The sequence below is a fragment of the Ralstonia mannitolilytica genome, assembly GCF_905397375.1.
GTDB classification, from domain to species: Bacteria; Pseudomonadota; Gammaproteobacteria; order Burkholderiales; family Burkholderiaceae; genus Ralstonia; species Ralstonia mannitolilytica.
In genome coordinates this window covers 143724-161988 of record NZ_CAJPVG010000010.1, presented here as the reverse complement: position 1 = coordinate 161988, position 18265 = coordinate 143724, and the positions used below count along the sequence as shown (strand labels likewise).

At 68.1% G+C, this 18265-nt stretch carries 16 protein-coding genes; 9 read left to right on the top strand and 7 right to left on the bottom strand.

What is annotated here, in order from left to right:
• Positions 1-15: 15 nt before the first annotated feature.
• Genes KHN96_RS18100 through KHN96_RS18075 form a run of 6 tightly spaced genes read left to right on the top strand, consistent with a single transcriptional unit; the run spans position 16 to position 4324 of the window.
• Positions 16-585, top strand: a complete 570-nt coding sequence (locus KHN96_RS18100; protein WP_062739485.1) for an anthranilate synthase component II — start codon at positions 16-18, stop codon at positions 583-585.
• Positions 585-1007 (top strand): lysozyme inhibitor LprI family protein, encoded by a 423-nt coding sequence (locus KHN96_RS18095; protein ID WP_062739484.1) that lies wholly within the window; start codon positions 585-587, stop codon positions 1005-1007. Before KHN96_RS18100 ends, KHN96_RS18095 begins: the two co-directional genes overlap by 1 nt.
• 13 nt (positions 1008-1020) lie before the next feature.
• Positions 1021-2058 (top strand): anthranilate phosphoribosyltransferase, encoded by a 1038-nt coding sequence (gene trpD, locus KHN96_RS18090; protein WP_045784940.1) that lies wholly within the window; start codon positions 1021-1023, stop codon positions 2056-2058.
• Between the two features lie 11 nt (positions 2059-2069).
• Positions 2070-2873: an indole-3-glycerol phosphate synthase TrpC gene (trpC, locus tag KHN96_RS18085; RefSeq protein WP_062739483.1), complete on the top strand. Its 804-nt coding sequence runs from the start codon at positions 2070-2072 to the stop codon at positions 2871-2873.
• A gap of 3 nt (positions 2874-2876) precedes the next feature.
• On the top strand, positions 2877-3536 hold the full coding sequence (locus tag KHN96_RS18080) for a CYTH domain-containing protein (RefSeq protein WP_045784942.1): 660 nt from the start codon (positions 2877-2879) through the stop codon (positions 3534-3536).
• Positions 3533-4324 (top strand): uracil-DNA glycosylase, encoded by a 792-nt coding sequence (locus KHN96_RS18075; protein WP_062739482.1) that lies wholly within the window; start codon positions 3533-3535, stop codon positions 4322-4324. The genes KHN96_RS18080 and KHN96_RS18075 overlap by 4 nt, the downstream gene beginning before the upstream one ends.
• Positions 4325-4337: 13 nt before the next feature.
• Here the strand turns inward: KHN96_RS18075 and KHN96_RS18070 are convergent, their stop codons facing one another.
• From KHN96_RS18070 to KHN96_RS18045, 6 genes are all read right to left on the bottom strand, one after another.
• Positions 4338-6554: an FUSC family protein gene (locus tag KHN96_RS18070; protein WP_062739481.1), complete on the bottom strand. Its 2217-nt coding sequence runs from the start codon at positions 6552-6554 to the stop codon at positions 4338-4340.
• Between the two features lie 13 nt (positions 6555-6567).
• Positions 6568-8430: a M61 family metallopeptidase gene (locus KHN96_RS18065; RefSeq protein ID WP_045787672.1), complete on the bottom strand. Its 1863-nt coding sequence runs from the start codon at positions 8428-8430 to the stop codon at positions 6568-6570.
• A gap of 69 nt (positions 8431-8499) precedes the next feature.
• Complete coding sequence (gene acuI / locus KHN96_RS18060) at positions 8500-9516, bottom strand: acrylyl-CoA reductase (NADPH) (protein ID WP_045784945.1); 1017 nt, start codon at positions 9514-9516, stop codon at positions 8500-8502.
• A 79-nt stretch (positions 9517-9595) separates the two neighbouring features.
• Complete coding sequence (locus KHN96_RS18055) at positions 9596-10342, bottom strand: DsbC family protein (RefSeq protein ID WP_045784946.1); 747 nt, start codon at positions 10340-10342, stop codon at positions 9596-9598.
• 44 nt (positions 10343-10386) lie between these two features.
• Positions 10387-11682, bottom strand: coding sequence for a UbiH/UbiF family hydroxylase (locus KHN96_RS18050; RefSeq protein WP_115044096.1), 1296 nt, complete (start codon positions 11680-11682; stop codon positions 10387-10389).
• A 118-nt stretch (positions 11683-11800) separates the two neighbouring features.
• Positions 11801-12193: a flagellar protein FliT gene (locus KHN96_RS18045; protein ID WP_045784948.1), complete on the bottom strand. Its 393-nt coding sequence runs from the start codon at positions 12191-12193 to the stop codon at positions 11801-11803.
• A gap of 420 nt (positions 12194-12613) precedes the next feature.
• Here KHN96_RS18045 and ychF point away from each other — a divergent pair, with 420 nt between their 5' ends.
• Positions 12614-13708, top strand: coding sequence for a redox-regulated ATPase YchF (gene ychF, locus KHN96_RS18040; protein WP_045784949.1), 1095 nt, complete (start codon positions 12614-12616; stop codon positions 13706-13708).
• Positions 13709-13784: 76 nt separating this feature from the next.
• On the opposite strand, the gene KHN96_RS18035 is transcribed toward ychF, so the two are convergent.
• The gene (locus KHN96_RS18035; protein WP_062739479.1) at positions 13785-15041 is read right to left on the bottom strand and encodes an MFS transporter; all 1257 of its coding nucleotides are present in this window, start codon (positions 15039-15041) and stop codon (positions 13785-13787) included.
• A 412-nt stretch (positions 15042-15453) separates the two neighbouring features.
• On the opposite strand from KHN96_RS18035, the gene KHN96_RS18030 reads away from it, so the two are divergent.
• Positions 15454-17748, top strand: coding sequence for an ATP-binding protein (locus KHN96_RS18030; protein WP_062739493.1), 2295 nt, complete (start codon positions 15454-15456; stop codon positions 17746-17748).
• A 26-nt stretch (positions 17749-17774) separates the two neighbouring features.
• Entirely contained in the window at positions 17775-18242 is a 468-nt protein-coding gene (locus KHN96_RS18025; protein WP_115044098.1) for a response regulator, read from the top strand.
• The last annotated feature ends 23 nt before the right edge of the window (positions 18243-18265 follow it).

Here is an 18265-nt window from a genome sequence, read left to right as displayed (position 1 = left end):
GTTAAGGAGACCACCATGCTGCTGATGCTCGATAACTACGACTCCTTTACCTACAACATCGTCCAGTACTTCGGCGAACTCGGCCAGGATGTGCGCACGGTGCGCAACGACGAGATCACGATCGAAGAGATCGAAAACCTGAATCCAGAGCGCATCTGCCTGTCGCCCGGCCCGTGCACGCCGACGGAAGCTGGCATCCTGGTTCCGGCGCTCAAGCACTTTGCGGGGCGCGTGCCCATCCTGGGCGTGTGCCTTGGACACCAGGCGATTGCCGATGCGTTTGGCGGCCGCGTGATCCGCGCGCAGAAAGTGATGCACGGCAAGGTCAGCACCATCGAAAACACCGGCGTGGGCGTGTTCGCCAACCTGCCGCGGCATTTCAAGGTGACGCGCTATCACTCGCTTGCCATTGAGCGCGAAACGCTGCCCGACTGCCTGGAAATTACCGCCTGGACCGAAGACGGCGAAATCATGGGCGTGCGCCACAAGACGCTGCCGGTGGAGGGTGTGCAGTTCCACCCGGAGTCGATCCTGTCGGAACACGGCCACGCGCTGCTCGCCAATTTCCTGAAGGAACGCGTCTGATGCGCCGCGCATGCGCGATCGCGGTCGCGATGATGGCGAGCCTTCCGGCGATGGCCGGTACGCTGGAAGCCTGCCGCGCCGCCCAGCCCGAGGCCGGCGACGTGTCGCGCTGCGTGCAGGCTGCCCGCAAGGCGGCCCTGGCGGAACTGGCCTCCGCCGAATCGGCACGCCGCACCGCGCTGCGCGCCGGCATCGCCGCCAACAACGGCACGGACAAAGGCGCCGCCATGGCGTTCGACCGCACCGTGCGCGCCCACCAGCTCTACCGGCAGGCCGAATGCGACCTGCACCGCCGCCTGGCCCGCAATACCACCGATGCCGACCTGGCTGAAGCCGCATGCGAGGCCGACCTCTTGCGCGAGCGCATCGGCGCCTTGCGCCAAGCTGTGCCGGCAACCCCGGCCCCGGCGTCCTCCAACTGAATCCCGAACGACCATGCCCATCACCCCGCAAGAAGCGCTCGTCCGCTGCATCGAACACCGCGAAATCTTCCACGACGAAATGCTGCACCTGATGCGGCTGATCATGCGCGGCGAGATGTCGCCCGTCATGGCCGCCGCGCTCACCATGGGGCTGCGCGTCAAGAAGGAAACCATCGGCGAGATCGCGGCCGCCGCCACCGTCATGCGCGAATTCGCCACCAAGGTCGAGGTGCCCGCTGAGGTGTCCGACCACTTTGTCGACATCGTGGGCACGGGCGGCGACGGCGCCAACACGTTCAACATCTCCACCGCCTCGATGTTCGTGGCAGCGGCGGCCGGTGCGCGCATCGCCAAGCACGGCGGACGCGGCGTCAGCTCCAAATCGGGCAGCGCGGATGTGCTCGAGGCGCTGGGCGTGAACATCATGCTCACGCCCGAGCAGGTGGCCGAGTCGATCGAGACGGTCGGCATCGGCTTCATGTTCGCGCCCAACCACCACCCGGCCATGAAGAACGTCGCCCCGATCCGCAAGGAACTGGGCGTGCGCACGATCTTCAACATCCTGGGGCCGCTGACCAACCCCGCCGGCGCGCCGAACATCCTGATGGGCGTGTTCCACCCTGACCTGGTCGGTATTCAGGTGCGCGTCATGCAGCGCCTCGGTGCAAAGCACGCCGTGGTGGTCTACGGCAAGGACGGCATGGACGAAGTGTCGCTGGGCGCCGCCACGCTGGTCGGGGAACTGAAAGACGGCGTGGTCACCGAATACGAAATCCACCCGGAGGACTTTGGGCTGCAGATGGTGTCGAACCGCAACCTGAAGGTGGCCGATGCGGAAGAATCCAAAGCCATGCTGATCGACGCGCTGGAAAACAAGCCGGGCACGCCGCGCGAGATCGTCTCGCTCAATGCGGGTGCGGCGCTGTATGCCGCCAACATTGCCGGCTCCATCGGCGACGGCATGAAGCTTGCGCGCGAGGCCATCGCCAGCGGCGCGGCGCGTGCCAAGCTCGACGAGCTCGTGCGCGTGAGCAACCAGTTCAAAGCCTAAGCCTGTTCACCATGTCCGACATCCTGAACAAGATCCTGGCCGTGAAGGCCGAAGAAGTCGCCGCCGCGCGCAAGCATCGTGACCTGGCCAGCGTGCGCGCCGAGGCCGAAGCCAACCGCAGCGACAGCACCCTCGGCCCGCGCGGCTTTGCCACGGTCATCCGCGAGAAGATCGCCGCCGGCCACGCCGCCGTCATCGCCGAGGTGAAGAAGGCCTCGCCGTCCAAGGGCGTGCTGCGCCCGAACTTCAAGCCCGCCGACATCGCCCGCAGCTATGCGGAACACGGCGCCGCGTGCCTGTCGGTGCTGACCGACGAGCAGTTCTTCCAGGGCCACGCCGATTACCTGCGCGAGGCGCGCGCGTCCTGTGCGCTGCCGGTGCTGCGCAAGGACTTCATGGTCGACTTGTACCAGGTGTACGAAGCGCGCTCGTGGGGCGCAGACTGCATCCTGCTGATCGTTGCCGCACTGGACCAGGGGCTGATGGTCGAACTCGAAGCGTGCGCGCTCGAACTGGGCCTCGACGTGCTGGTGGAGGTGCACGACGGCCACGAGCTGGACCGCGCGCTGCGCCTGCAGACCCCGCTGGTCGGCGTGAACAACCGCAACCTGCGCACGTTCGAAACCTCGCTCGACACCACGCTTGGCCTGCTCAAGCACATGCCGGATGACCGCATCGTCGTGACCGAATCGGGCATCCTCACGCCTGACGACGTGCGCAAGATGCGCGCCGCCGCCGTCAACGCCTTCCTCGTCGGTGAGGCATTCATGCGCGCCGACGACCCGGGCGCCGAACTTGCCCGCCTGTTTGCCTGATCGATGGCCCGTGAAATCGAACTGAAGCTGTCCGTGCCGGCGGGCGCGCACGATGCGCTGGTGGGCTGGCTGGATGCGAACGCCAAGGCGTCAGGCTCCGTGGAGTTGGCAAACGTCTATTACGACACGCCCGACCAGACCCTCGCGCGCAACCGCGCCGCGCTGCGCGTGCGCCGCCAAGGCAACCAGTGGCTGCAGACACTCAAGACCGCAGCAGTAAGTACGGCGGGATTGAGCGCCCGGCATGAATGGGAAGTGCCGCTGCAAAGCGATGCGCTGTCGGTCGATGCCTTCGTGACGCACGACGCCGCCGAAGCCGCCGACTATGTCCGGCCCCATGCCGCCGCACTCGCCCCGCTGTTCCGCACCGACTTCACGCGCCGCCTGTGGCGCGCGGCAGTGGAGGACGGCGAGATCGAGATTGCGCTGGACGCCGGCGCCATCCTCATCCCCGGCACCCAGGCACGCGAGCCGATCGACGAACTGGAACTGGAGTGGAAGCCGGCCGCCGGCACCACGCTCGGCGAAGAGGCGATCGCCCAGCGCCTGCACGCATGGACGCGCACGCTGCGCGCCGCAGTGCCGGGCCTCACGCCGCTCGACATCAGCAAGGCGCAGCGCGGCTACCACTTGCGTGCAAAGACCATCGAGGGCCAGGCATGACGCGACGCGCCCATCCCGCGCAAGCCGCCCTCTTCGATGAGCCCGCTGCGGACACGGCTGCCGTGGGCTTCACCCCGCTGGCCCGGCAGTTCGATGCCCTCCCCGCCGACTGGAAGGCGCTGCTCACGCCGTGCATCGCGCAGACCAACTGGTCGGGGCTTTGCGCTTTCGTCGACGGGGAGCGCGCGTCGGGCAAACCGATCTTCCCGACCGAGGTTTTCCGCGCGCTGCATCTGACGTCGGTGGACGATGTGCGCGTCGTCATCCTGGGTCAGGACCCGTATCACGGCACCGGCACGGTCGATGGCCGCGAGATTCCGCAGGCGCACGGCCTGGCCTTTTCGGTACCCGCCGGCGTGCGCGTGCCGCCGAGCCTGCGCAACATCTACAAGGAAATCGAAGCGGAATACGGCTGCAAGCTGCCAGGCACGTCGGGCAACCTCGAGGGCTGGGCGCGGCAAGGCGTGCTGCTGCTGAACACCGTGCTCACGGTCGAGCAAGGTCAGGCCGCCAGTCACGCCAAGCGCGGCTGGGAACGCATCACCGATTGCCTGCTGGAACAACTCGCGCGCGTCGGCCACAAGCGCGTGTTCATGCTGTGGGGCAGCCACGCGCAGGCCAAGCGCGCGCTGCTGCCGGACGGGCACCTGGTGCTGGAGGCGCCGCATCCGTCGCCGCTGTCGGCGCATCGCGGGTTCTTGGGGTGCGGGCATTTCAAGCGGGCGAATGAATGGCTCGCGGCACAGGGCCAACCCGCGATTGACTGGCTGAAGCCCCAGGCAGCCTGAGGGCGCGCCCCGCCTAGTCGCGGGCGACCCGCAACGCGCGACCCAGCGCCCCACACCGCAGCGCGATCTTCGCCGTATCGGCGCGCAGCGCCTGCAGGCGCCGCTCCAGCAAGTGCGCGGCCGACAGCGACTCGGACTGCGTGGCCGCCTCCACCATGCGGGAGCGCGCCGACTTGTCGGCGAAATCGGCAGCGCCGAGTTCCTGCGTATCTCGCGGGCGCACGCCCCAGCCGCCTTCGTGCACGGCCTGGTCGAAGCGCTCCTTGGCGCGGGCGAGGCTTTCGAGCGCCGCCTCGGCGGTCTGCTCGACGAGGGCGCGCGTGTCGGCTTCGTCGAGCTCCTGCGCGCGCTGGCGCACGAGGATACGCACCGCCGCCACATGCGCCGCCACCAGGTAGTTCTGCACGATGAAGCGGTTCAGGTTGTCGACGGCGCGGTGGCGGCTCTTGGGCTCGTCGAGCATGCGGGCGAAGGCCGAGATCAGCCCCGTGAGCGATTCCATGTACTGCTTGCGCTGCACGCGATACGCAAAGTCGTCCTTGAGCGTGCCGAGCAGCAGATCGCGCGCGGCCTCGATGAAGCGGCGGTTGGTGCGCAGCACGTCGTCCACCAGCTTGGGCAGGTTGCGATATTCCCAGCTGGGCAGCACGTAACTGAAGACGGTGGCGATGGCCGCGCCGATCAGCGTGTCGACCAGGCGCTCGCCGATCGCGCCCTTGCTGCCCGGCAGCAGCAGGTTGATCTGGATGAGCACCTGCACGCACGCCGCAATGGCGGTATAGCGGTAGCGCACGGTGACGAACGCCGCACTGGCCGCCGTCGACAGGTACAGCACGCCCATCAGGATCCACGTCGAATGGGTGAACCGCAGGATCACCGCAGCGATCACGCAGCCGATGAGCGTACCCAGCACGCGGTCGACGTTGCGCTGACGCGTCATGCTGAAGGTCGGCTTGAGGATCACAACGATGGTCAGCAAGACCCAGTAGCCGTGCGAGCTGTACGGCAGGCGGTCCGCAATCCACAGCCCGGCCGCCACGGCCATGGAAATGCGCAGCGCAAAGCGCAGCACCGGCGAGCGCCATGTCAGCTCCTCCAGCACCAGCCGCAGTTCGTACTTCTGGCGCGTGAGGAACGGCGTCATGTCGGGGCGCAGCAGCACCTGCGACAACTCGACCGGCGTGGCGGTTGCAGCATGCAGCTGCGCCATGAGGCGGATCGCGCCCTGCACGGTCGCCACCGATTCTTCCAGCGCGGCAATCGCCTCGATCGGCACACCGTGGTGGTTGCGCTGCAGTTCGTGCAACGCCGCCTCGATGGCGGCCATCTCCTGTTCGTAGGACATCGGCGTGGGCGACGGCCGGTCGCGGCCAACAGCATAGGCCACGCCTTCGATGTCCATGCGCATGCGCTCGATCACGTCGCGCAGCAGCCGCATCACCTCGGCGTCGGCCAGCCACTGGCGCAGCACGGGGTAATCGGTGTTGGACGACAGCAGGTACTCGTAGAGATCGAGCATCCGCATGTGGATCTGCACGAGACGCCCGTCGCTGGCGGTGCGGTTGTCGCGGAAAACAAAGTCGCGCGCCACCTGCTGCTTGTCAGCCACCGAAATCTGCTGGCGCACGAGCGCGTTGAACTGCTCGTCGAAATCCTTGGCGGCATCGTAGAAACCGGCCTTGCGCTCCACGTAGACGGCCAGTTCATACAGGCATTCGGCCAGCACCTGCTCCTTGATGCGGCGCCGCTGCACCCACGCGACCACCAGGGCGAACGCCATGTAGCCGCTGGCCCCGAGGAAGAACTGCAGCGTGTGCTCGACCGCCTCCCGAAAGGCGAACTCCTCGGTGAAGGTCAGCGTCATGACGAACAGCGCCGCAAACTGCAGCGGCATCGTCTTGTTGCCGTACGCCACCATCAGCCCGGCCAAAAAGGCCACCGCCACGATCACCACGGGCAGCACCGCGTACGGCGTGGCCACCGCCACGATGAACGTGACTGCGGTGGTCAGCAGCACGCACGCCATCATCTCGTTGAACTTGTGCCGCAGCGGGCTGGGCAGGTCCATGAGACTCGTGCACAACGCCCCGATGGAGACGACCATCGCGCCCTGCAGGTCCATCACCAGCAGCGCGAGCAGCGTCAGGCCGATCACGCCCGTGGCCGTGCGAATGCCGCGTGAAACGTAATGGCTGTAAAGAAACGTGCGTGGATCGTGGACGTAGTCCATTGGGCTGCGCAGCTCAGGCCGACTTCCCGCGCGCCGAACGCGTGCTGCGCGCCGCCGCCCGCTTGCCGAGCCACGCCGAGCGCAGCGGCGAGGGCTCCGGGGCCAGCGCCAGCGTGAACTGCGGCGTCGCATCGGTGGCCAGCTTCACGTTCAGCTGCATCAGCTCGTCGCGGCGGAACACGTGCACGGGGACGGTGTCGCCGGCGCGGTAGCGCGTCAGGGTCTTGTCCAGCTGGCCCGCCGGCACCCGCAGGCCGTCGACTGCGACGATCAGATCGCCGGCCGACAGGCCGCCGCGCTGCGCCGGGCCGCCGTCGAACACCTGCTGCAGCTTGACGAAGCCGTTTTCGACGCCCGCCTTGACGCCAAGCGCAAGCGCGGAATCCACCGCCTTGCGCGTCGCGCTGACGCCCATCGCCTTGAAGAGCGCCGGCAGCGGCAGGTCATCGCGGCCTTCGGTGGCCTGGCGCACCAGCGTGCGCAGGCGCAGGCCGGTGATCTCTTCCATCAGGGCGATCAGCTCGGCTTCGGTCACGCCACGCTGCACATGGCCGGGCGCATAGAAATCGCGGCCGTAGGCGGCCCAGAGAGCGCGCATCACGTCGTCGAGCGAGCGTTCGCCGCCGGTCTGCGTGCGGATCGTCAGATCGAGCGCCAGCGCCACCAGCGAACCCTTGGTGTAGTAGCTGACGATGGCGTTGGGCGCGTTCTCGTCCTGCCGGTAGTACTTCGTCCACGCGTCGAACGAGCTCTCGGCCACGCTCTGCTTGAGGCGACCGCTGCCGCGCAGCACGCCATTCCATGTCTTGGCGATCATCTCGAGGTACTGCGCCTCGGAAATGAGCCCCGAGCGCACCAGCATCAGATCGTCGTAGTAGCTCGTGAAGCCCTCGAACAGCCACAGCAGCGGCGTGTGGACCTCGCGGTCGAGCGCATACGGCACGAAGGCCGCGGGCTTGATGCGCTTGACGTTCCAGGTGTGGAAATACTCGTGGCTGACGAGGCCGAGGAAGGTGCGGTAGCCCTCGGTGGTCTCGTCGCGGCCGACGACGGGCAGATCGTTGCGCGCGCACATGAGCGCGGTGCTGGAACGGTGCTCCAGCCCGCCATAGCCGTCGGTGGTGACCATCGTCATGAAGACGTAGCGGCGGTTGCTGTCGAGAAACGGCGCGGTGGCCGTCTGCGGCTCGAACAGGCGGATCTGCGCCTCACAGATGCGCTTGAAGTCGCGGGCAATGCGCTCCAGGTCGAGGTTCGGCACGCGGCCCGTGAAGACCGCGTCATGCTGCGCGCCGCACGCTTCGAACGACACCAGATCGAAGGTGCCCATCTCGACGGGATGGTCGATCAGTTCGTCGTAGTCGACGGCTTCGTACCAGCCGAAGCCGTAGCGCTTGGCCCCCGCCCTGCCGTTGATGCGGCCGCTGGCTTCGCGCAGCGCCGTGGCCACGCGCCAGCTGCGGTAGGCGTCTCCGGCGGGAGGCTGGATGTCGACCAGGCAGCGCTGCGCATCCGCGCCCTCGACGCGCAGGAACACCGACGTGCCGTTGAAGAAGCCATGCGTGGCATCGAGGTGTGCGGCCCGCACGGAGAGGTCCCAGGCGTAGACGTCGTACGACACCGTGAGCGGCCCGCTGCACGGAGCGGCCTGCCAGCTGTGCTTGTCCAGCTTGGTGAGCCGCACCGGCTTGTCGCCGGACGACGCCTCGATGCGCACGATGTTGCGCGCGAACTCGCGGATCATATAGCTGCCCGGAATCCACGCCGGCAGCGAGAAGCGCTGGCCCCGGCCGTCAGGCGAATCGACCGTGACCGTGACGGTGAACACGTGCGCCTCGGGCGCGCTCGGAACGATGGTGTAGCGGATCGGCTTCATGGCGAGCATTGTAGCGTTGCCGCCCCATGTTACCGACGGCCACCGCGCGCAAATCGTCCGCGAATCGGCCTATCGATTGACGTCGACGACCACGCGCCCGCGCATCTTGCCGGCCATGATGTCGTGCGCCGCGTCGATGGCGCCCGAGAGCGTCACCTCGCGCGTGATGGCAGCGAGGCGGTCGCGCAGCAGGTCGACGGCCAGGCGCTCCCACGCGGCCTGGCGCAGGGCGCGCGGCGCCATCACGCTGTCGATGCCGCACAGCGTCACGCCGCGCAGGATGAAGGGGGCGACGGTGGCCGGAAAATCCATGCCTTGCGCCAGCCCGCACGCGGTGACCACGCCGCCGTAGCGCACCTGCGCGCACGCGTTGGCGAGCGTGTGCGAGCCCACCGAATCGACCACAGCGGCCCAGCGCTCCTTCTGCAGCGGCTTGCCGGGCGCGGACAGTTCCGCGCGGTCGATCACGTCGGTCGCGCCCAGCGCCCGCAGAAAATCGGCCTCGCCCGTCTTGCCCGTGGAGGCCACCACGCGATAGCCGAGCTTGCCCAGCAGCGCGATGGCGATCGACCCCACGCCGCCCGACGCACCCGTCACCAGCACCTCGCCGTCGCCCGGCTTCACACCGGCGCGCTCGAGCGCCAGCACGGACAGCATCGCCGTGTAGCCCGCCGTGCCGATCGCCATGGCCTGGCGCGCATCGAGCCCCGCCGGCAGCGCCACCAGCCAGTCGCCCGACAGGCGCGCCTGCTGCGCGAGGCAGCCCCAGTGCGTCTCGCCGACGCCCCAGCCGTTGAGGATGACCGCATCCCCCGTCCGCCAATCCGGATGCGACGACTCCAGGACGACGCCCGCGCCGTCGATGCCCGCCACCATCGGCCATTTGCGCACGACCGGCCCCTTGCCCGTGATGGCCAGGCCGTCCTTGTAGTTGATGGTCGACCAGTCCACGCGGATGAGCACGTCGCCGGCCGTCACCTCGTTGGCGCGCGCCTCTGGCGTGGACAACGCCGCGTCGTCGAGGTCAACGATATGGGCCAGCGGCCCGCCGTCCTGCTTTTCCAGCATCAGGGCGCGAAACGACATGTCGGTCTCCCAGCGTGTTGTGAATGCAAATGCCCAAAGAAAAAGCGCCGGACGAAACCGGCGCTCTTTGCGGCATGGCTTACGACTTCTTCAGCGCGGCGAACTTGCGCTCCAGCGTGGCCGCGTCGATCAGGCCCGGCGCGCGCGAGCCATCCGGGAAGATGATCGCCGGCGTGCCGGTCACGTTCAGCTGCTGCCCGAGCTTCAGGTTGGCCTCGAGCGGCGTGTCGCAGGTGCCCGTGCCGCCCGGCGCGGTCTTGGCCGTCATCCACTCGCGCCAGGCCTTGGCGCGGTCGGCCGAGCACCAGATCTGCTTGGCCTTGGTGTTCGAGTCTTCCGACAGGATCGGGAAGAGGAAGGTGTAGACCGTGATGTTGTCGACCTGCGTGAGCATCTGCTCGAGCTTGTGGCAGTACGGGCAGTTCGGATCGGAGAACACGGCGATCTTGCGCGAGCCATTGCCCTTGACCCACTTCACGGCGCGGTCCAGCGGCAGGTCCGACCACTTCACGCGGTTCAGCTCGGCCAGGCGCTCCTGGGTGATGTTGGTGGCGGTCTGCGTGTCGAGCAGGTCTCCGTTGAGCACGTAGCGGCCGGTGGCATCGGTGTAGATCACCTGGCTGCCGAGGTTCACTTCGTACAGTCCCGCCAGCGGCGACTTGGCCACGCTCTTGATCTCCACGTTGGAGCCCAGCGCCTTCTGCACGGTGGCCTTGACCTTGTCCAATGCGGGCTCGGCGGCACCGGCGCTCAATACGTAACTCGCGCCAATGGCCGCCACAGCCACCGCAGAGGCGATGGCCGCCACCCGAATACGAAACGACATAAAAGCTCCTGAAACCCCGAGAAATCGCACCAGAGGCTGCTGACTCAACCCAGCGCGTGCTTGATCAACAAGCGTTTAATGAATGGCGTCATCCCGACCAGCGCCATGCCCGCGTTGCGTACCGTGCGGGGCAGCGCGCCGGGCAGGGCGAACAGCCGATGCAGGCCGTCCGTGGCGGCCGTGAGCGAGAGCAGGTCTTCGCGGCGGGCACGCTCGTAACGGCGCAGCAACCTCAGATCGCCATGATCGCGCATGGTTTCCCGTTCGGCCATCACACGGCCGATTTCGGCCACATCCCTGAGGCCGAGGTTCATGCCCTGCCCGGCCAGCGGATGGATCACATGGGCCGCATCGCCCACCAGCGCCACGCGCGGCGCAACCAGCCTGCTGGCGTGCTGCAGCACAAGCGGAAAGCCTTGCGCCGGCGTGATGTTCGTCAGGCGCCCGAATCGCGCGGCCACGGCTCCGCCTGCGGCGGCCTCCACGGCCCGGAACAGCGCCTCGGGCGGCAGGGCCAGCAGTTCGCGGGCGTGCGCCTCATCGGCCGACCACACCATCGAGACCCGCCGATCGGGTAGCGGCAGCATGGCGAGGATCTCGCCGCGCGCTGGCATGGCGTCGCCTGCTGCGGCGGCCCGCTCGGCAGGGGTGCCGAGAAACCACTGCCAGGCGGTGTCCTGGTGCCAGTGCTCGGCCTGGAAGTTGGCCACCACGCCCAGCTGGCCGTACGGCTTGGCTTCGGCCTGGATGCCGGCCTGCTCGCGCACCCACGACTGCTTGCCGTCGGCGCCGATCACGCATTCGGCGCGAATCGTCTGTCCGTCTGCCAGCGTGAGGCGCACCGCGTCGGCGTCCATCTCGAAGCCGGTGGCGGCGTGCGGGAAGGTCTGCACGGTGTGTGCAAAGCGCAGCGCCGTCTCCAGCGCACGCTCGACCAGCGACGATTCAGCGATCCACGCCAGCTGCGGTGCGCCGGCTGCGTAGGCGGAAAAGTGCAGGTCGGCGTCGGCGTGCTCGCCGCGCGCGGCCGCGTCGTCGCCAAAGATGCGCATGTCGTGCACGGGCTGCACCCGTGTCATGTCGAGCGCGGGCCAGATGCGCAATTGCTCCAGCAGCGCCTGCGAACTGGCAGAGAACGCGTAGACGCGCGCGTCCCAGGCGTCCGGCCCCGCGGGAGCAGACGCCGGCGCCGGCGGCGCGACGTGCGCGACACGCAGGCCGATCTGCGCGAGCCGCAGCGCACACGCCCGCCCGACGATGCCGCCGCCGACCACGGCGATGTGGTACGCCACGGCGTCTTTGGCAGCCGCCCGGGAAGAGGAAAACGCGGGTGTATTCATGGTGGGCCGATTATAGCGGCGGGGGTGGGCCCGGCTTTGCTGGCGCGCAAATGCGTCGCGGCAGCCGTTTGACGGGCTGCCGCGGGATCGGCGCAAGTCAGAGCGATTGGCCCGCCGGCTAGTAGTAGGACACCGCCGCGTAGGCCTGGCGCACGCCGATGGCGCGGCGCTCGCCGCTGGCCAGGCGCATCAGTTCGTCCTGCCGCGGGCAGACGAGCGCACGCACGCGGGCGTCGTTGGCAAGGATGCGCATCATCAGGTCGCGCTTGCGGCGGACGTCTTCCACCGACAGGGCCGGACGCCGCGCGTGGCCCAGGCGCTCCATGTGGGCGGCGCATTCGCGTTCGAGCCGGCTCACCTCTTCCCAGTCGGCGCGCTCGGCTGCGTCGACCATGTCTTCGGACAGGCCGGCGATGGCTTCGTAGCAGGCGAACATGCCGGCGCTCTCGGAAACCGCGGGGGTCGGGTGGATGCGGCCGGTCGAGGTGGTGGTGGCGACGGTCCAGGACATGCTGTGCTCCAGAGGCGTATTGTTGTTCTGGAGCGAGGCAGTGCAATAGGTGTGCCTGGCCTCAAACGCGGTCGCTCCGCTTGGGGCCGGAAGGGCCGTCAGGCCTTGTCGGACTTGGCTACGCGCGATATGGGGCGGCCATGCAACTGCTGGGCCGCCCCCCGAAAGACCATCGCCAGGTGCGAAGTTGTTACGTCGATGGAACGTAACGCGTAACGGCTTCGTAACGCGCACATCACCCGTGGCAAGCGCGGCCCGGCACCATGAAAGCGGGCGCCGGCAACGCCCCTACGGCGGTCTGACCGGAGCCGGACCGGTTACAATCACGCCTTTCCGTGAACGACGCGCGCAGCCCCGGTTCCGCTGTGCTGGCGCCTCCCCCAGCGTCACGCAACCCCTTGATTTAGAGCCTTTTTCACCATGAGCCTCCAATGCGGCATCGTCGGTCTGCCCAACGTCGGCAAGTCGACCCTGTTCAATGCCCTGACCAAAGCCGGCATCGCCGCCGAGAACTACCCGTTCTGCACGATCGAACCCAACGTGGGCGTGGTGGAAGTACCTGACGCCCGCCTGCAGGCGCTGGCCGAGATCGTCAAGCCGGAGCGCGTGCTGCCGGCAGTCGTCGAGTTCGTCGACATCGCGGGCCTGGTGGCGGGCGCATCCAAGGGCGAAGGCCTGGGCAACCAGTTCCTCGCCAACATCCGCGAAACCGACGCCATCACGCACGTCGTGCGCTGCTTTGAAGACGAGAACGTCGTGCACGTGGCGGGCAAGGTCGACCCCATCGCCGATATCGAAGTCATCAACACCGAACTGGCCCTCGCTGACCTGGGTACGGTCGAAAAGGCCCTGCAGCGCTACACCAAGGCCGCCAAGTCGGGCAATGACAAGGAAGCCGCCAAGCTGGTTGCCGTGCTGGAAAAGGCGCAAAAGGTGCTCGACGAGGCCAAGGCCGTGCGCACGCTGAGCCTGACCGACGAGGAATGGGCGCTGCTCAAGCCGCTGTGCCTGATCACCGCCAAGCCGACGATGTATGTGGCCAACGTCAAGGACGACGGCTTCGAGAACAACCCGCACCTCGACGCCGTGCGGGCCTACGCCGCCCAGACGAACTCGCCCGTGGTGGCGGTGTGTGCGGCCATCGAAGCGGAAATCGCCGATCTGGACGACGCCGACAAGGCCGAATTCCTCGCCGACATGGGCATGGACGAACCGGGCCTGAACCGCGTGATCCGCGCGGCCTTCAAGCTGCTCGGCCTGCAGACCTACTTCACGGCCGGCGTGAAGGAAGTGCGCGCCTGGACGATCCACATCGGCGACACGGCCCCGCGCGCCGCGGCGGCCATCCACACCGACTTCGAGCGCGGCTTCATCCGCGCACAGACCATCGCCTACGACGACTTCATCCAGTACAAGGGCGAACAGGGCGCCAAGGAAGCCGGCAAGATGCGCGCGGAAGGCAAGGACTACATCGTCAAGGATGGCGATGTGCTGCACTTCCTGTTCAACGTCTGACCAGGCGAGCGCAACGACAAAGCCCCGCAATGCGGGGCTTTTTTCATGGGCTGCCCGAAACGCCGGCGGGCGGTTTTCAGCGGAGTTCAGCGCCCTTCAGTTCAGGGATGAGGAAGAACGTCGCCAGCATGTCGAGCACGTAGATGCCGGCCAGCAGCGCAATCGCCACCTGGAACGAATACGCGGACGCCAGGCTGCCGATCGCGATCGGCCCGAATCCGCCGATGGCGCGGCCGATGTTGAACAGCACGTTCTGCGCGGTGGCGCGGGCGGCTGTCGGATAGGCCTCGGAGATCAGCGCGCCGTAGCCGCCGATCATGCCGTTGACGAACAGGCCCATGACGGCACCGGCCCACAGCATCGCGACGGGATCGTTCAGCCGCGCATAGGTCAACACCATCGCCACGGCACCCGCCTGGAAGATCAGGAACGTCGGCTTGCGCCCGATGCGGTCGGCGAGATGGCCGAAGGCAAAGATGCCCACCATCATTCCGACGATCGTGACGGAGGTCCACAACGCCGACTTGGTCAGCGAGAAACCGAGCGTCTTGCCGAGATACGTCGGCATCCAGATCATGATGCCGTAGTAGCCGAAGTTCTGGACGGCGCAGAGGACGACGATGCCCGCGCTGGTGCGCGTGGTGCGCGCATCGGCCACCAGCAGCCTGAACGCGTTGCGCTTGCGGCCGGCGGTGTCGACGCGGCGCACAAACACCTCGGGTTCGTGCAGCGTCTTGCGGACGAGCCAGGCCACCAGCGCGGGCGCCATGCCCATCACGAACATGCCGCGCCAGCCGATCAGCGGCAGCAGCAACGGCGTTAGCAGCGCGGCCAGCAGCACGCCCGCCTGCCAGCCCAGCGCCACATACGACGACACCCGCGCCCGCTTGTGCGCCGGCCATGCCTCCGCGGCCAGCGCCATGCCGATGCCGAATTCGCCGCCCAGGCCGATGCCGGCGATGGTGCGATAGACGAGCAGATCGCTGAAACCCTGCGCGAAGGCGCACAGGCCGGTGAAGACGGCAAACAGCACGATCGTCCAGGTCAGCACGCGCACGCGGCCGTAGACGTCGCTGAGCGCCCCGAACACGATGCCGCCGGCCACGGCGCCGACCAGTGTCCAGGTCACCAGTGCGCCTGACTGGCTTGGCGACAACGCCAGTGCCGCGCTGATGGCCGGCAGCATGAAGCCAAGGATCAGGAGGTCGAAGCCGTCCATCGCATAGCCGATGGCCGAGCCTGCCAAGGCCTTCCAGGCGTAGGCCGAGCTCTGCGCCGGGAAAGGCGCCGACGCCCCGGACCCGGCGGCCGACACGCTTGCATTCGCTTCCATGCCCGGCCCCTTACAACACTCCGCGCGGCAAAGCGCGCGCGACAAACGCGATCGTCATCTCGTCCCCCGGTCCACGATATGGCTCCGCCCTGCCGGCCGAACGCCGGTCGCTGTGCGGTCGTCCACGGGCCCTGGGCAAAGGCGGTGATGATACTCCCGCGCGTTCGCCCGACGGGCGCAGCGGGTGCGCGGCAGACGTTACAACCCGAGCCGAGCCGGGGTCACTTTTTTACAAGGCCGTCCGATCGAAAGGCGCCCTTGCAGGCGCGCCGCGCCACCCCAAGCGCCGGAAAAACCCGGCAGGCACGACGATTGCTCGGCCCCTGCAAAGATGGATTGAACCTTGCTCGACATGCGGCATGCCGCGACCGTGGGTCTGCATGGTCGGCCCGGCGCTTCGCTTCCCCAGAACATGAGTTTGCATTCGCCCCTGATCGCCGATGTCGATGCCGTGCACGGCACCGGCCTTGAGGCCACGATCCAACCGCGCGGCGTCCTGCTGTGCCTGTCCGAGCCCGACCTGCAGATCTGCCAGGTGAGCGCGAACCTGGAGGCGGCGCTGGACACGGCGGTGCAGTCGGCGTTGCAGGCGCCGGTCGAGCTCGTGATCGGCATGGCCGGCCGCGAGGCACTGGAGCGCGCCCTGACCATGCACAGCGTGGACGATCACCCGCTCTACTTCGGCACCGTGCATACGCCGCGCGGGCAGGTGCTCGATGCCGTGGTGCATCGGCACAAGGGCGTGCTGATCCTGGAGCTGGAGCCTGCGTCGCATGCCGCCGCCGGGGCGTTTGCGTCGATGTATCCGCTGGTACGCACCTTCGTGAGCAGCCTGCAGGCGGTCAGCAGTGTCGATACGGTGGCGGAACTGGCGGCGCGCGAAGTCCATCGACTGACCCACTTCGGGCGCGTGGTGGTGTGCCGCCTCGAGGGCGATGGCGCCCTGCGGGTGCTGGCCGAGGCGCGGGACGCGGCCATCGGCTCGCTGCTCGGCGCGCACCTGCCCATCAGCGACGTGTCGCCGGACGTGCCCGCGCTGCATGGGCGCAATCCACTGCGGCTCGTGGCCGACGTCCACGAGGCCCCCGTGGGCCTGGTGCCGCCGCTGAACCCGTTGACCGACGCGCCCACCGATCTGACATATGTGGCGCTGCGCGGGGCCTCCCCGGCCGAGCGCGACGCGATGCGGCGCGTGGGCGCAGCCGCGTCGCTCACGCTGGCACTGACGGTGCGCGGCCAACTCTGGGGCGTGATCGCCTGCCACCACGCACGGCCGTGCCCACTCTCGTTCGAAGTCCGCACGGCGTGCGAGCACCTGGCGCAGATCCTGGCGCTGCAGATCGAGGCCAAGGAAGACCGCGCCGAGATCGCCCACCGGCTGGAGCTGCGCCGCATCCTCGTGCGGCTGCTGGCCGCCATGACGGATCGCGAGAACTTCCAGGACGGCCTACTGGAACACCCGAGCGACCTGCTGCGCTTTGCCTCAGCCAACAGCGCGGCCATCGTCCGCCGCGACGAATGCGTGCGCGTGGGCGCGGCGCCCGATGCGCAGAGCATCCTGCGGCTGACCGAATGGCTTGCGCGCGAACACCCCGGCGAGATCTTCCACACGGACCGCCTGGCCGCCCTGTATCCCGACGGCGCCGCCCTGCTGCCGCAGGCCAGCGGGGTGCTGGCGGTCCAGGTGTCGCAGCTGCATCGTCACTATGTGCTGTGGTTCCGCACCGAGGCGCCGCACAGCGTGCCCCGCCCGGCCGGTCCGCTCGAAGGGGCCGACGACGCGCACGACGCAGATGCCGAGATCGCGGCCGCCCCCGCCTCCGTAGAGCCGCGGCGCAGGCAGGTCGCCCGCGCATCGCGCCCATGGCGCACGAGCGAAGTGGAAACCGCCGCCGAGTTCCGCTACGCGGTGCTCAACATCGTGCTGCGCCGCGCCGAGGAAGCGGCCGAACTGGCCGGCGAGCTGCGCCGCGCCAACCACGAGCTCGAAGCGTTCTCGTATTCGGTGTCGCACGACCTGCGCGCGCCGCTGCGCCACATCGCCGGCTATGCAGAACTGCTGGACGAGACCGAGGGCGACCACGTCTCTGCGCGCGGCCGGCACTTCCTGCAGACGATCTCGGAGTCGTCGCGCTTTGCCGGCAAGCTCGTCGACGATCTGCTCACGTTCTCGCAAATGGGCCGCGGTGCGCTGCGGCTGGCCGACGTCGACCTCACGCAACTGATGCGCGGCATCGCGCGCGACGTGTCGGCCGACCAGCAAGGCCGCCACATCGAATGGCACATCGCCGCACTGCCCGTGGTGCGCGCCGACCCCGCCTTCCTCCAGCTGGCCGTGCGCAACCTGCTCTCCAACGCCGTGAAGTACACGCGCGACCGCAATCCGGCCCGCATCCGGATCGAGGCCGAAGACACGCCCACCGAAACCGTCGTACGCATCGCCGACAACGGCGTGGGCTTCTCGATGGAATACGTCGACAAGCTGTTCGGTGTGTTCCAGCGGCTGCACCGGATGGACGAGTTCGAGGGCACGGGCATCGGCCTGGCGAACGTCCGGCGCATCATCGAGCGCCACGGAGGCCGCACCTGGGCCGAAGGCGAGCTCGACCGCGGCGCCACGTTCTATTTCACCCTGCCCCGCACGCCCGAGCCGCACGAGGCCGCAGAGCCGGGCGCCGGGCGGCCGTCTGTCCGCGGTCTCGCCTGACCGCCCGTTTCAAGCGCAACGCCATCATGCTGAAACCCATTTTGCTCGTTGAAGACAACCCGAACGATCTGGAGCTGACCCTGCTGGCCCTTGAGCGCAGCCAGCTCGCCAACGACGTAGTTGTCGCCCGTGACGGCGCCGAAGCGCTGGACTATCTCCATGCGCGCGGTGCCCATGCCAACCGTGTGCCCGGCAACCCGGCCGTGGTGCTGCTCGACCTGAAGCTGCCGAAGATCGACGGCCTCGAAATGCTGGCCGAGATCCGGGCCACGGCCGCGCTCAAGAGCCTGCCCGTCGTGATGCTCACGTCTTCGCGCGAAGAGACCGACCTGCTGCGCAGCTACGAACTGGGCGTGAACGCCTACGTCGTCAAGCCGGTCGAATTCCGCGCGTTTGTGGATGCCATTGCCGACCTCGGGGTATTCTGGGCGGTGCTCAACGAACCGCCGCCCGGCTCCACACGGGCGCGCCGTCCATTACAGGCGGCAGGCTAGCCGTCATTTCCGGAGCATCCGTT